The organism is Aquitalea sp. S1-19, from assembly GCF_024343515.1.
The window spans coordinates 15,415-29,663 of record NZ_RJTZ01000005.1; the positions used below are offsets into that span (position 1 = coordinate 15,415).

Genomic DNA, 14,249 nt, shown 5'->3' on the forward strand with positions numbered 1-14,249 from the left:
GTTTTTCTCTGACGATGCAGCTCAGAAAATCGTGAACACGCTGCTACACCAGCTGATTGCGCTGCAAGACCTTGTAGACCTTGCCGCTCAGGCGCGCGAGTTTGTCGATTTCGCCAAGCTTGGGCATTTCGCCGGCATCCAGCCGTGCCTGCCAGTCAAGCAGCTCGACATCAAGAAACTCCAGCAACTTTTTCGAGCAGCCATTGCATAGCCCCTGGCAGATGGCCGCCACCGGCAGATGAAACGGCATGGCCGCGCGCACCTGGGCAATCAGCGCGTACATGGCCGCACGGGTATCGGGTTTACGCATAGGACGTGCGCCGCAGCGCACAAGGGAAAGCTTATGAAGCGGTGCAGAATAAACCCGCCACGCACCGCAGGCAAGCGCACCTTAACCACCGCGAAACTTGTCGATCTCGCGCCGCGACCGCTTGGTCGGCCGCCCCTCGCCATGCGGAAAGCTGGCGTGCTCGGCTTTGAGCAGCAACATTTTTTCCTCGCGCGCGGCCTTGATTTCGGCGTCTTCGGCATACATCAGCTGCGCTTCCCTGGCTGGCCGGCGCTGGCCGGACAGTTGCAATACGGTGACCCGCCACGGCAATTGCTGGATTTTCATGTCCAGCACATCGCCCTCGCGCACCACGCGCGATGCCTTGACCCGCTCGCCATTCACTTCGATGCGCCCAAGCTCGATGGCCTCGTGCGACAGCGCGCGCGTCTTGAAAAACCGCGCCGCCCACAACCATTTATCCAGCCGCAAGCGGCTGTCGTCTTCCTGCTCTACCGCCTTGCCACGCGCCATTACGCCACCCTCCAGGCTGCACTCACCAGCCCATCAAGCTGCACGGCAACCGTGTCGCCCGACGCCAGAGCCGACACGCCGGCCGGTGTGCCGGTGTAGATCAGATCACCCTCGGTCAGGCCATAAATACGCGACAGCGTGCTGACAATGTTTGCCACCGAGAACAGCATCATGGCCGTGTCACCCTGCTGCCGTGTTTCGCCATTCACCGTCAGCGAAAAATGCAGGGCTTGCGGATCGGGCACGCGGCGCGCATCCACCAGTGCCGACACGCAGGCCGCCGTGCGAAAGCCCTTGGCCTTGACCCAGGGCAGGCCCTTGCGCTTGGCCTCGGCCTGCACGTCACGCGCAGTCAGATCCAGCCCGATGCCGTAGGCGGCGACATGTTGCAACGCCTCGGCCTCGGCAATATCGGCCCCGCCCTTGCCTATCAGCACCACCAGCTCGGCCTCGTGCTGCACATCCTGCGAATAGGCCGGCAGCGTGATGGGCGCGTCCTCGCCGATCAGCGCCGAGGTGGGCTTGAGAAACACCAGCGGCTCTTCTTCCAGTGCATTGCCAAGCTCGGCGGCATGGGCGGCGTAATTGCGCCCGATGCAGAAAATATTGCCCACCCGGAACGGGACGGTATCGACCAGCAATTCGGCCATGGCGCTTACCTCGTAGTTTGATACGGCCGATTATTCCACGAAGCCGCCCCCGCTATCGAGTGCCGGCTTAATCTTCGCGGATTTCGAAGTCATGCGTAATGTCGGCGCTCTTGCCCAGCATGATGGAGGCCGAACAGTATTTTTCCGCCGACAGGCGGATCGCGCGTTCGACGGCATCGCTTTTCAGGCCGCGCCCGGTGACGACGAAGTGGAAATGGATTTTGGTGAAGATTTTGGGCTCGGTTTCCGCACGCTCGGCCTCCATCTCCACCCAGCAGTCCGTCACTTCCTGGCGCGATTTTTTCAGGATGGACAAAACGTCATAGCTGGTGCAGCCGGCGGTGCCGACCAATAACAGCTCCATCGGACGCGGCCCCAGATTACGCCCGCCGCCTTCGGGTGCACCATCCATCACCACCGCGTGCCCGCTACCGGTTTCCGCCATAAAACACACCCCGTCTACCCACTTCAGCCTGGCTTTCATCTTTTCCCCTTTTGACAGGCGCAAAACCTGTATTTATCCGTATTTTACCAGCCAACATGGCCACCCGAATCGAATAGCCTATCACTCGGATTTGGGCTGGCAAAGAATCACCGGTAAAATGCTTAGATTGTTTTATCAAGAAGCCATCATGCTGGTATTGGGAATCGAATCGTCTTGTGACGAAACCGGGGTTGCACTGTACGACCTCGAAGCCGGGCTGATCGCCCAGCAACTGCATACGCAAATGGCGATGCATGCAGAGTACGGCGGCGTGGTTCCCGAACTGGCCAGCCGCGACCATATCCGCCGCGTCGTGCCGCTCACCGAGGCCTGCCTGAAAGAAGCCGGAAAAACGCTCTCCGACATCGATGCAGTCGCCTACACCCAGGGGCCGGGTCTTGGCGGCGCCTTGCTGGTGGGCGCAAGTTTTGCCAATGCACTGGCCTACTCGCTGAAAAAACCGGTGATCGAAGTCCACCATCTGGAGGGCCACCTCTTGTCGCCGCTACTGGCCGAATCGCGACCCGAGTTTCCGTTTCTGGCGCTACTGGTGTCCGGCGGCCACACCCAGATCATGGCGGTGCGCGGCATAGGCGACTATGAAATTCTGGGCGAAACGCTGGATGATGCCGCCGGCGAAGCCTTCGACAAGACAGCCAAGCTACTGGGGCTGGATTACCCGGGTGGCCCGCGCCTGTCGCAACTGGCCGAGTCCGGCGACCCGGACCGCTTCACCCTGCCGCGCCCGATGCTGCATTCGGACAATCTGGACATGAGCTTCTCCGGCCTGAAAACGGCGGTACTGACGCTGACGCGCCAGGTAGAAGCCAGCGAAGGGGAAATCGGCGAGCAGGCGCGCATGGACATCTGCCGCGCCTTTCAGAACGCCATCGTTGACGTGCTGGTGCATAAATGCCTGAAGGCAATGAAAAAAGCCGGCATGAAGCGCATCGTGGTCGCCGGCGGCGTCGGCGCCAACAAGCAGTTGCGTGCAGGTTTGAATGCTGCAGCGGCCAAATACCGCTTCGCCGTGTTCTATCCGCCCATGGCGCTATGCACCGATAACGGTGCCATGATCGCCTTTGCCGGTGCCATGCGCCTGAAGTATGCCCATGCCGCCGGCGGTTTCAGCGTCAAGCCGCGCTGGGATCTGGCCACCTTGCCCAAAGCCTGAACGCCCCGACCTTAATGCCGCCGCATGCCCTGCCAACATGGTTGGGGTACGCGGCGCAGCGGAATTTCTGCCGGAAACGGCATAGCGGAAACCCATGATCCAACTGAAGAACGTCAATCTGCGTCGCGGCCTGAAAGAGCTGCTGATTAACGCCAGCCTTACCCTTAACCCCGGCAACCGTATCGGCATGGTCGGCGCCAATGGTGCCGGCAAATCCAGCCTGTTTGCGCTTTTAATGGGCCAGTTGCAGCAGGATGCCGGCGAAGTCGAGGTGCCGGCCCACTGGACGGTAGCCCATGTGGCACAGGAAACACCTGCGCTTAACAGAAGCGCGCTGGATTATGTGCTGGATGGCGACCATGAGCTGCGCAACTTGCAGGCAAAACTCACGATCGCCGAGCAGGCCAACGACGGCGTCGAAATCGGCCACTTGCATGGCGAGCTGGAACATATCGATGCCTATACCGCCGAGTCGCGTGCCGCGCGCCTGCTCACCGGCCTGGGTTTTAGCCAGGAAGGCCAGACGCGGCCGGTGTCCGATTTTTCCGGCGGCTGGCGCATGCGTCTGAATCTGGCGCAAGCACTGATGTGCCGCTCCGATTTATTGCTGCTGGACGAGCCGACCAACCACCTCGATATCGAAACCGTGCTGTGGCTGGAAGACTGGCTGGTGGCCTACCCCGGCACCTTGCTGGTGATCTCGCACGACCGCGATTTTCTCGACGCGGTCACCACCCATATCGTCGAAGTGGCGCAGCAGACGCTGACGCTATACACCGGCAACTACAGCAGCTTTGAAGTCATGCGTGCGGAAAAGCTGTCGCGCCAGCAATCCGACTTCCAAAAGCAGCAAAAACAGATTGCCCACCTCGAGTCCTTTATTACCCGCTTCAAGGCCAAGGCCAGCAAGGCGCGTCAGGCGCAAAGCCGGGTCAAGGCGCTGGAAAAGCTGGAACGCGTGGCGCCGGCGCATACCGACTCGCCCTTCGACTTTTCTTTCGCCCCACCGGACAAGCTGCCTAATCCGCTGCTCAAGCTGGAAAATGTCAGCGTCGGTTATGGCGACACGCCCATACTTCGCAATCTGACGCTATCGGTCGAAGCCGGTGCGCGCATCGGCCTTCTGGGCGTCAACGGCGCGGGCAAGTCGACGCTGGTCAAATTGCTGGCGGGCGAACTCAAGCCGCAACAGGGCGAACTTGTCGGCGCACAGATGCTGCAGATCGGCTATTTCGCCCAGCACCAGCTGGAAACGCTGCGCCCGGACGAGTCGCCGTTGTGGCATTTGCAAAAACTGGCACCCACCGTGCGCGAGCAGGAGCTGCGCACCTTCTTGGGCGGCTTCAATTTCCGTGGTGATGAAGTTTCTGCCCCGGTCGGGCCTATGTCGGGCGGTGAAAAATCGCGCCTCGCGCTCGCGCTCATCGTATGGCAAAAACCCAATTTGCTGCTCTTGGATGAACCGACCAACCATCTGGATCTGGAAATGCGCCATGCGCTGACGCTGGCCTTGCAGGACTTTGGCGGCGCCCTGATCGTGGTCTCGCACGACCGCTCCTTGCTCGAGGCTACCACCGATGTATTCTGGCGCGTGGGCGGCGGCGCGGTCACGCCGTTTGATGGCGACCTGGAAGACTACCGCCAGCAGCGCATCGCCGAACTGGCCGATAGCGGCAAGCCCAGCAGTGCCGATAGCAGCAGCGGCATCACGCGCAAGGAAGAAAAGCGCCTGCAAGCCGACGAGCGCAAACGGCTCAATGCGCTGAAAAAACCGCTGACTACGCGTCTGGACAAGCTGGAAAAGGAGATGGACAAGCTTAACCGCGAGAAAAACGAGCTGGAGGCTTTTCTTGCCAGTGAAGACGCGTATAGCGCCGCCAACAAGAGCCGGCTGACCGAAACCCTGCAAAAGCAGGGTGAAACCGTCGCCCGTATCGAGCAGGTCGAGGAAGAATGGATGGATGTGCAGGAGCAGCTGGAGCAGCTATCCACAGAAATACAGGGATAATCCTGTGGATAAATGAAATTAACCCGGTCTAACCTATTAAAAAACAAGGGTTTGGCCGAGTTGCACATTTAAAAAGCAGTACACACCAGCACGCACCCCTGCCACCAGGCAAACCGGGACTGTCCCCGGTAAAACCGTCGTCAACACCTTGTTTTGACGACGGTTTTTTCATAAAGACAAAATCCGGGGCGCAATCCAACCCCATGAAAAAGCCGAGCATCCGCTCTAGCCAAGATGGGTGTGACGCCCGTTTTTTTCCCCGGCATCCATCTGCGCCAGCCCCTGCAAAATACCGCAGGCGGACACCGCTTGTTCGCTGTGGCATTGCCGGCGTACATCCGTCAGCTGCGCCCTCAGTTCGGTCAGTTCCTGTATGCGGGCATCGACATGGCCGATATGCGCATCCAGCAACTGGTTGACCTCGCCGCAATGCGCTGCCGGCGTATCCATCAGCCCGAGCAAGGCACGGATTTCTTCATGAGTCATATCCAGCGCCCGGCAGTTGCGGATAAAACGCAAACGCTCGACATGCGCCGCGCCATAGTGGCGGTAATTGGCCGCATTGCGCTCGGGTGTGGCCAGCAAGCCCGCCTTCTCGTAGTAACGCACCGTCTCTACCGTGCAACGGCCCAGTTGCGCCAATTCACCTATTTTCATCTTCTGCCTCGATTCATGCTTGACCCTGTAGTCGCTTCAGGGTGTGCAATACACCATAACAGAATCCAGCGGATGTCATCATGCATTACCGTACTCACCATACTGCCCCGCACTCGCCCCTAACGCCTGACACCACCAGACACGAGCGCGCCACTTGCTGCAGCGGCGCCTGCCATGACGCGGCGCCAGAAGCGCCCGAAACCAGGCCAGCCGTTCCACCCGGCCACACTCGCAGCCGCTTTTATATCGCGGCGATGGATTGTCCGGTTGAAGAAGCGCTGCTGCGCAAGAAACTGGGCAGCATGAGCGGCATTGCCACGCTGCAATTCAACCTGATGCAGCGGGTGCTGACCGTGGTGCATAACGGCGAAATGCAGGACGCAATCGTGCAGGCCATCAGCACGCTGGGCATGCAGGCCGAGCCATTACCGGACGATGCGCCCGCACAAGAAAGCCCGGTCGTCAAAACCGCCTGGTGGCCGCTCTCTGGCGCCGCCCTGATGGCGCTATTGGCAGAAGTCGCCCACTGGACAGGGCAAAGCACGCTGCTGGCCGCTGCCTGCGCCATCGCTGCCATCGCCCTGTGCGGCCTGTCGACCTACAAAAAAGGCTGGATCTCGCTGCGCCATGGCGAACTCAACATCAATGCCCTGATGAGCATTGCCGTCACCGGCGCGGCACTGATCGGCCAGTGGCCGGAGGCGGCCATGGTCATGGTGCTGTTTACCCTGGCCGAACGCATCGAGGCGCTATCGCTGGACAGGGCGCGCCATGCGCTGCGCGCGCTGATGCAGCTGAGCCCGGAAACGGCCACCGTACAGGGCGAAGACGGCATATGGCAGATACGCGACGCCAAAACGCTGGAAGCGGGATGCCTGATACGGGTACGCCCCGGCGAGCGTATCGCGCTGGATGGCGTGGTGACGGCCGGGCAGTCCACCATCAACCAGGCCCCCATCACCGGCGAGAGCCTGCCGGTGGAAAAAGGCATAGGCGACAACGTATTTGCCGGCACCATCAACCAGGCCGGCGAGCTGGAATACCGCGCAACTAGCCGCGCCGACCATTCGACACTGGCACGCATCGTGCACGCGGTCGAACAGGCACAAGGCGCGCGCGCACCGATGCAGCGCTTTATCGACCGCTTTGCCCGCGTTTACACCCCGCTCATCTTCGCGCTGGCGCTCGCAACCGCCCTGCTCCCGCCGCTGCTACTGGATGGCAACTGGCATGACTGGATCTACAAGGCACTGGTCTTGCTGGTAATTGCCTGCCCGTGCGCGCTGGTGATTTCTACTCCGGTCACCATCGTCAGCGCGCTCACGGCGGCGGCACGCGCCGGCATCCTGATCAAGGGCGGTGCATTTTTAGAAGCCGGACGCAAGCTCAAGTGGCTGGCACTGGACAAGACCGGCACCCTCACCCATGGCCGCCCCGAGCTGACCGACACCCTGTTTTTCAATGCGCACGACGAAGCCGCCATTCGCGAGGTAGCGCTCAGCCTGGCCACGCGCTCCGATCACCCAGCCTCGCGTGCCATTGTGCAGGCGCTGGCAGATGATGGCGCGCCAGCGCTTGGGGTCAGCGATTTTTCCGCCTTACCCGGGCAAGGCATCAGCGGCACGCTCGCAGGCAAAAGCTACACCCTTGGCCAGCACCGGCTGATGCAGGAGCGAGCACTGAGCAACGCCACAATCAACGGCGAAATCGCCAAACTGGAGCAGCAAGGCAAAAGCGTGACCCTGCTTGCGGATGAGACGCGGGTACTGGCGCTGTTTGCCATGGCCGACACCATCAAAGCAGGTAGCCGGTCCGCCATTGCCCAGTTGCACGATCTGGGGGTCAAGACCGTAATACTGAGCGGCGACAATGCCCACACCGTACGCACCATCGCTGATGTGGCAGGCATAGATGACGCTCGCGGCCAGTTGCTGCCGCAGGACAAGCTGGATGCGGTCGCCGCCTATTGCGCACTAGGCGTGACCGGCATGGTGGGCGACGGCATTAACGATGCGCCGGCGCTGGCGCGCGCCGATATCGGCTTTGCCATGGGCGCAGCCGGCACCGACACCGCCATCGAAACCGCCGATGTGGCACTGATGGATGACGATCTGGCCAAACTGCCGGCCTTTATCCGCCTGTCGCGCCGCTGCCATGCCGTGCTGCTGCAGAACATCGCACTGGCGCTGGGCATCAAGGCGGTGTTTTTGCTACTTACCCTCGCCGGCATGGGCACCATGTGGATGGCGGTGTTCGCCGATATGGGTGCAAGTTTGCTGGTAATTGCCAACGGTTTGCGCCTGCTGCAAAAACAGGTGGGGTAAAGACGGCACGCTATCCACACTCACCCACAAAGACAGCGCACAAAGCTGGGGGCAGGCTGTGGATAAGCGCGGCCAGGCCTTGCCACGACAAGGCTTGGCAGAAACTGACTAAAAAACAGGCAAGCCTTTAAAACATACCCGCCAGTACCAACTGCCGGCATGATTTGATGGTCAAGCGCTATTGCACCACAGCGATAATGACTTGCTAGCCCGTCAGCCATAGCGCCGGCGCAGCCCAGGCATGCCCCAGGCAAGGACACCGAGCACCAGCATCACCCCGCCCAGCCAGTCAGGCGGAACGGCATAGCACTCCCCAGTCACTGCAAGCGGCAAATATGGCATCAGCCATGCAGGCAGCGAGACCGCCAGCGCCAGCAGCCGGTTAAGATGCGGCCGCTGCAAGGTCAGCAACGCCAACGCCAATAGATAAAGCGGTGCGAACAGCAGTAGCTGAAACAACAGCGACAGCGTACCCGGGCCACCGCAATCGGCAGGAATAAACATCCGCCCCACCCAGAGCGCACAGGCAAGACATAAAAGCAGGCATAGCGCATCCATCAACACGCGTGCGCTCATGACAGCACCTGCAGCTTGAAAAAGCCGAGCTGCCGCAAAGCACGCAGTGCCATCGACAACAGAATCCGGCGCATCGCCAAAATCAAGCTAATTTTCATGACAACGTATCGCCTGGACAAAATCAGGGATATTAGACGCTTTCCTGGACGTTTTCAGGCGGGCTTGATCTTGTAAATGTTGAAGAGAACAACACTCAAGCCGGAGCGCACCGACGATACTGCGGGTGGCGGCATCCTGCGGGTGCATCAGCAGGCAATCGGCATTTGCCCGGAAAATGTCATACAACGATGAGGGCAGCACACCATGAGCATGCCGACGCGCGCGGATACCGGCGCGCCATAAGCGCCTATCTACTCCATCTCGAGCAGGAGCATCCCAATGCCTAAACTGGCAATCGTTTATCACAGTGGTTATGGCCATACCGCCAAGCTGGCCGAGGCCGTCGCAGCAGGTGCCGCCAGCGTTGCCGGCATCGATCTTGCACTGCTCGCGCTGGACGCACAGGGCGAGTTAAGCGATGAAGCATGGACGCGGCTTGACGGCATGGACGGGATTATCTTCGGCAGCCCGACCTATATGGGCGGGGCGTCCTGGCAGTTCAAGAAGTTTGCCGACACCAGCAGCCGGCGCTGGTTTGGGCAGGTGTGGAAAGACAAGCTGGCCGCCGGCTTTACCAACTCGGCCAGCGTCAACGGCGACAAGCATTCGACCTTGCACTACTTCATTACGCTGGCCATGCAGCACGGCATGCTGTGGGTGGGCTCGGGCATGCTGCCCTCCAATAGCAAGGCCGCCCAGCGCAACGACATCAACTGGCTGGGTTCCTACGCCGGCGCCATCGCCCAGTCGCCCTCGGATGCCAGCCCCGACGAGGGACCTTTGCCCGGAGACCTCGCAACCGGCCACCAGTTCGGCATCAGGGTAGCGAATGCCTTGCTGCGCTGGCATGCTGCTTGAAGATATGCGCCAGCAAATAACGGACGGGCTCGGCAGATAAAGATCGGCCGGAGGACTGGCTTGCCGGCCGCAACCCAAAGGAGGACAGCATGATCGAATTTCGACGCGCCAAGATGCGCGGACTATCGCAACTGGGTTGGCTGCATTCGTACCACACCTTCTCTTTCAGCCATTACTACGATGCGCAACAAACCGGTTTTTCCGACCTGCTGGTAATCAACGACGACACGGTCGAACCGGGTCAGGGCTTTGGCACCCACCCGCACCGCAATATGGAAATTTTTTCCTATGTGCTGTCCGGCGGGCTGGCGCACAAGGACTCGGCCGGACACGAGGAAGTGTGCCGACCGGGCGATGTGCAGATGATGAGCGCCGGCAGCGGCGTGTTTCATAGCGAATACAACGCCTCGGATAACGAGCGCGTGCATTTTCTGCAGATATGGATCGTCCCCGACCGTAAGGGCGGGCCGGTACGCTACCAGCAGCGCCACTTCCCGCCAGAGGAACGCCGTGGCCGTCTGCGCCTGATCATTTCGCCTGACGATGCCGACGATGCCTTGCCGGTCTGGCAGGATGTGCGGGTGTATGCCGGCCTGTTTGATGCCGGTGAGACGGCCAGCCTGCCGCTTGACCAGCGCTATGCCTATGTTCACGTCGCGCGCGGCACACTCAGCGTCAATGGCCAGCCTTTTTCCGCCGGCGATGGTGCCCGTATCCGCGATGAAACCTTGCTGACTTTCAGCGACGGCGAAGATGCCGAGGTGCTGGTATTTGATCTGCGCCCAAACGAAGGTCCCGAGCGCTGAAGACAACCATGCCAGAGGAAGAGCAGCCTGCGTCAGGATTCTGCTGTCGCGCCCGGCGCGCGTGAAGCGAGCCGGGCGAGCGCATCGTAAGCCCTAAAAAATGGCCCCTATCTGGGGTACGAGAAGCCACCACTCATCCAGCCGTTCATCCGCAAAACAAGCCGTCCTGCGATGGCAGCCATGCAGCCAAAACGTGGAACGACAAGCGCGGGCAAGACGGCCTGCCGCCCAAAGACACAGCAAGTGAGCAAGGATAGTCCAAGACCGGCAGACGATTTGCCTTAGCTGCGGCTACGCCACAAAAGAAACAGGGTAAAGCCCAGCGAGGCGGCAAAAAACAGGCCACTCCACATCGGCATCGACAGGCCGAACAAGGTCCAGTCAACAACGGCGCACTCGCCCGAGCCCTTGAGCACCTTGGAAAACACGCTCCACAAAGGCATGGTTTCCAGCATATAGTCCAGCCCCGGCCCGCAAGCCGGCACCTGATCCCACGGCAGTTGCTGCAACCACACCTGGCGCGCGGCCACCGCGCCGCCGGCCAGCGACGACAAGAGTGCCAGCACCCCGGCTAACCGCGCCTGACACAAGGGCAACAAAGCCGCGAGCAGGGCAAAGATCCCGGTCGCGATCACCGCGATGCGCTGCATGATGCACATCGGACATGGCTCCAGTCCCAACACATACTGCGCAAACAGGGCAAAGCCCATGGCACCGGCGCAGGCCAGCGCCAGCAACAAGAAGCCGGCACGCCGGCTGAACAAATCCAATTTCATACCCCCTCCCAACACAGAAAAGCCGGCTCGCGCCGGCCTCGTATTTTTTATTTTGTCATGACGGGCAACATTTACTCGCTGCCGGCCACCATCATGCGCTCCAGCAGAATCGAGCCGCAATGCTTGCCGCCACGCACCATGACATCGCTACCGATGGCGCTGATGTGCTTGAACATATCGGCCAGATTGCCGGCAATGGTGATTTCTTCCACCGGGTAGGCGATCACGCCGTTTTCCACCCAGAAACCGGCTGCGCCGCGCGAATAGTCGCCGGTCACCAGATTCAGGCCGTGACCCAAGAGCTCGGTCACCAGCAAGCCCGTGCCCATATTGCGCAGCAGCTCGTCAAAGCTCTCGCCAGTGGTATGCACCAGCAGGTTGTGGCTGCCACCGGCATTACCGGTGCTTTGCATGCCCAGCTTGCGTGCAGAATAAGAACCAAGGAAATAGCCGTTCAGCACACCCTGATCGACCAGACGGCGCGCATGAGTGGCTACCCCTTCGCTATCGAACGGGGTCGAGGCAAAGCCGCGCATTACAAACGGGTCTTCATCGATGGTGACGCAAGGCGCGAGCACTTGGGTTCCCAGCGAATCCAGCAGGAAGCTGGATTTGCGGTACAGGCTGCCACCGCTGACCGCACTGACCAGATGGCCGATCAGGGACGAAGCCACTGGTGCTTCGAACAGGACCGGATAACTGCCGGTCTTGATGCTGCGCCCGCCCAAACGGCGCACGGCGCGCTCGCCGGCAATGCGTCCGACGGCATCGAAAGCATCCAGATCACCGGCATTACGCGCCGAGCTGTACCAGTAGTCGCGCTGCATCGCGCCCTGGTCGCTGGCTATCACGGCGGCGGAAATGCTGTGGCGCGAACCGGGGAAGCCGGCCATAAAGCCGTTGCTATTGGCGTAGACAAACTGGCTGACCTGACTGGAAACACCTGCGCCTTCGGAATTGCTGATGCGCGCATCCACGCCGCGGGCGGCGTTTTCGCAGGCCAGCGCATGGGCAATGGCCTCTTCGACCGGAAGATTCCACGGGTGATACAGATCAAGCTCGGGAAAGTCACTGGCCAGCAAGGCCGGATCAGCCAGACCGGCACTTTCATCCTCGCCGGTAAAGCGCGCAATATTGATCGCGGCAGCTACCGTATCGGCCAGCGCCGTCTCGGAAAAATCGGAGGTGCTGGCGTGGCCTTTTTTCTGCCCCAGATACACGGTGACGGTCGCCCCCTTGTCCTGGTTGTACTCGATGGTTTCGACTTCGCCCAGACGGACATTGACCGACTGGCCGCAGGCTTCGGATACATCGACCTCGCAAGCACTCGCGCCTGCCTTGTGGGCCAGATCAAGCACACGCGCACTCACGGCCTCCAGAGCCGCACGACTGAAACTGAACGCAGAGTCTGCCATATTAACCTTTGTGTAGTGGGAGCCGGCACCACGGCGAATCGGGCGCCGGTATTTTCGGGTATCATACCAGCCTTGAATGGAATCACAGCGACAAGCATGACTAACCTTTACAACGATAGTGCAGACGAAGGCCTGACCAGCAAATCCGAAAAAAAGCGCCAGATGGACGCGCTGCAGGAGCTGGGCAAGGCACTGACCGAACTCTCCACCGACAAGCTCAAGAAAATCGAGCTGGACGAAGACCTGCGCGTAGCCGTGCTCGAGCACAAGCGCCTCACCAGCCACGGTGCGAAAAAGCGACAGGAACAATATATCGGTAAGTTGATGCGCAGCATCGACCCCGAGCCTATCCGCCAGCAACTGGCCATCGTACGCGGCGACTCTTCGCAGCATGCGGCCTGGCTGATGCTGCTGGAACGCTGGCGCGACCGGCTGATGGCGGACGATGCCATGCTGGCCGTGTTCATCACCGAGCACCCTGAAGCCGATGTGCAGCAGATGCGCACCACCATCCGCAATGCACGCAAGGACTTGGCCGAGCAGAAAACGCCCAAGGCCTACCGCCAGCTGTTCCAGACCCTGAAAGACTTCCACCCGGAACCGGGCAAGAAGATTCTCAAGGAAGAAAACACTTAAGCCCGACCATGACCGCTCCTCTGCCTTATCACGCTCCGCGCTGGCTGCGGGGCGGCCATGCCCAGACTATCTGGCCGGCGCTATTCATGCGCCCGCCCCGCCCTGCCTACCAGCGAGAATTGTGGGCCACACCGGATGGCGCACAGATCGCCGTAGACCGTATCCACGGCCAAAGCGGCCAGCCGCTGGTCGTTTTGTTTCACGGGCTGGAAGGCAGCAGCGACAGCCACTATGCGCGCGCGCTGATGCTGGCAGTGCAAGCGCGCGGCTGGCATGGTGTCGTACCGCATTTTCGCGGTTGCGGCGGCATGCCCAATCCCTTGCCACGCGCCTACCATGCCGGCGATTCGGCAGAAATCGCCTGGATACTGGCGCGTCTGGCTCAGGAACGGCATCCCTTGTTTGCCGCCGGCGTATCGCTAGGCGGCAATATGTTACTCAAGTATCTGGGCGAATCCGGCACAGCGGCACTGGCCCAGGCAGCGGCAGCCGTTTCGGTACCGCTGGACTTGGCCGCTGCCAGCACCTGTCTGGACCGAGGGTTGGGGCGCGGCATCTATACCCGCATGTTCCTCGACACGCTCAAGCCCAAGGCGCTGGCGCAACTGGTGGCACACCCGGGCCTGTTTGACGCTAAACGGGTCAGGGCCGCACGCACTTTTGCCGAATTCGACGATCTGGTCACCGCGCCGCTGGCCGGCTACCGCGACGTGCACGACTATTGGGCGCGCGCCAGCAGCAAGCCTTTGCTGCCGGCCATCTGCCGCCCAACGCTGATAATCAACGCCAAAAACGACCCCTTTCTGCCAGCCAGCGCCTTGCCCGACGCGGCACAAGTCAGCGGCTATGTCACGCTGGAGCAGCCCGAACACGGCGGCCATGTCGGCTTTGCCAGCGGCCGCTTCCCCGGCCATCTGGCCTGGCTACCCGAACGCCTGCTGCGCTTTTTCGAACACACACACGCGCCAGAATAAAAAACAACAG

The 14,249-nt window shown here is 60.9% G+C and carries 15 protein-coding genes; 7 read left to right on the forward strand and 8 right to left on the reverse strand.

All coding sequences use genetic code 11. The features are described from left to right. Window positions 1-43: 43 nt before the first annotated feature. The 4 genes from EGI20_RS01355 to EGI20_RS01370 all read right to left on the reverse strand — a co-directional run bounded on the left by EGI20_RS01355 (window position 44) and on the right by EGI20_RS01370 (window position 1,936). Complete coding sequence (locus tag EGI20_RS01355; RefSeq protein WP_124735304.1) at window positions 44-310, reverse strand: hypothetical protein; 267 nt, start codon at window positions 308-310, stop codon at window positions 44-46. Between the two features lie 81 nt (window positions 311-391). Next, entirely contained in the window at window positions 392-802 is a 411-nt protein-coding gene (locus tag EGI20_RS01360; RefSeq protein WP_498629019.1) for an RNA-binding S4 domain-containing protein, read from the reverse strand. Then, a complete protein-coding gene (locus EGI20_RS01365) occupies window positions 802-1,452 on the reverse strand; it encodes a fumarylacetoacetate hydrolase family protein (protein WP_498629021.1) in 651 nt (216 codons plus the stop codon). Before EGI20_RS01365 ends, EGI20_RS01360 begins: the two co-directional genes overlap by 1 nt. 67 nt (window positions 1,453-1,519) lie before the next feature. Beyond that, window positions 1,520-1,936, reverse strand: coding sequence for an OsmC family protein (locus tag EGI20_RS01370; protein WP_160795256.1), 417 nt, complete (start codon window positions 1,934-1,936; stop codon window positions 1,520-1,522). A 148-nt stretch (window positions 1,937-2,084) separates the two neighbouring features. On the opposite strand from EGI20_RS01370, the gene tsaD reads away from it, so the two are divergent. Both tsaD and EGI20_RS01380 read left to right on the forward strand, forming a co-directional pair. Further along, entirely contained in the window at window positions 2,085-3,110 is a 1,026-nt protein-coding gene (gene tsaD / locus EGI20_RS01375) for a tRNA (adenosine(37)-N6)-threonylcarbamoyltransferase complex transferase subunit TsaD (protein WP_498629089.1), read from the forward strand. Between the two features lie 94 nt (window positions 3,111-3,204). Continuing rightward, window positions 3,205-5,118 carry an ATP-binding cassette domain-containing protein gene (locus EGI20_RS01380; protein ID WP_498629023.1) on the forward strand — a complete coding sequence of 638 codons (1,914 nt, stop codon included), beginning with the start codon at window positions 3,205-3,207 and terminating at the stop codon, window positions 5,116-5,118. 225 nt (window positions 5,119-5,343) lie between these two features. Here EGI20_RS01380 and cadR read toward each other — a convergent pair whose 3' ends face one another. Next, entirely contained in the window at window positions 5,344-5,775 is a 432-nt protein-coding gene (gene cadR, locus EGI20_RS01385; RefSeq protein ID WP_124735318.1) for a Cd(II)/Pb(II)-responsive transcriptional regulator, read from the reverse strand. A gap of 80 nt (window positions 5,776-5,855) precedes the next feature. On the opposite strand from cadR, the gene EGI20_RS01390 reads away from it, so the two are divergent. Continuing rightward, window positions 5,856-8,099 (forward strand): heavy metal translocating P-type ATPase, encoded by a 2,244-nt coding sequence (locus EGI20_RS01390; RefSeq protein WP_498629026.1) that lies wholly within the window; start codon window positions 5,856-5,858, stop codon window positions 8,097-8,099. Between the two features lie 213 nt (window positions 8,100-8,312). Here EGI20_RS01390 and EGI20_RS01395 read toward each other — a convergent pair whose 3' ends face one another. Continuing rightward, a complete protein-coding gene (locus tag EGI20_RS01395) occupies window positions 8,313-8,675 on the reverse strand; it encodes a hypothetical protein (RefSeq protein WP_498629028.1) in 363 nt (120 codons plus the stop codon). A gap of 378 nt (window positions 8,676-9,053) precedes the next feature. Between EGI20_RS01395 and EGI20_RS01400 the strand changes: the two genes are divergently transcribed. Together EGI20_RS01400 and EGI20_RS01405 are read left to right on the forward strand one after the other, a co-directional pair. Then, window positions 9,054-9,632 (forward strand): flavodoxin family protein, encoded by a 579-nt coding sequence (locus EGI20_RS01400; RefSeq protein ID WP_498629029.1) that lies wholly within the window; start codon window positions 9,054-9,056, stop codon window positions 9,630-9,632. A gap of 89 nt (window positions 9,633-9,721) precedes the next feature. After that, window positions 9,722-10,438: a pirin family protein gene (locus tag EGI20_RS01405; protein WP_498629031.1), complete on the forward strand. Its 717-nt coding sequence runs from the start codon at window positions 9,722-9,724 to the stop codon at window positions 10,436-10,438. Between the two features lie 281 nt (window positions 10,439-10,719). Here the strand turns inward: EGI20_RS01405 and EGI20_RS01410 are convergent, their stop codons facing one another. Then, window positions 10,720-11,214, reverse strand: coding sequence for a disulfide bond formation protein B (locus EGI20_RS01410; RefSeq protein ID WP_498629033.1), 495 nt, complete (start codon window positions 11,212-11,214; stop codon window positions 10,720-10,722). A gap of 71 nt (window positions 11,215-11,285) precedes the next feature. Further along, entirely contained in the window at window positions 11,286-12,629 is a 1,344-nt protein-coding gene (pmbA, locus tag EGI20_RS01415) for a metalloprotease PmbA (RefSeq protein ID WP_498629035.1), read from the reverse strand. A gap of 96 nt (window positions 12,630-12,725) precedes the next feature. On the opposite strand from pmbA, the gene yjgA reads away from it, so the two are divergent. Then, window positions 12,726-13,265 carry a ribosome biogenesis factor YjgA gene (gene yjgA, locus EGI20_RS01420; protein ID WP_498629037.1) on the forward strand — a complete coding sequence of 180 codons (540 nt, stop codon included), beginning with the start codon at window positions 12,726-12,728 and terminating at the stop codon, window positions 13,263-13,265. Window positions 13,266-13,273: 8 nt separating this feature from the next. Continuing rightward, window positions 13,274-14,239 (forward strand): YheT family hydrolase, encoded by a 966-nt coding sequence (locus EGI20_RS01425; protein ID WP_498629039.1) that lies wholly within the window; start codon window positions 13,274-13,276, stop codon window positions 14,237-14,239. The last annotated feature ends 10 nt before the right edge of the window (window positions 14,240-14,249 follow it).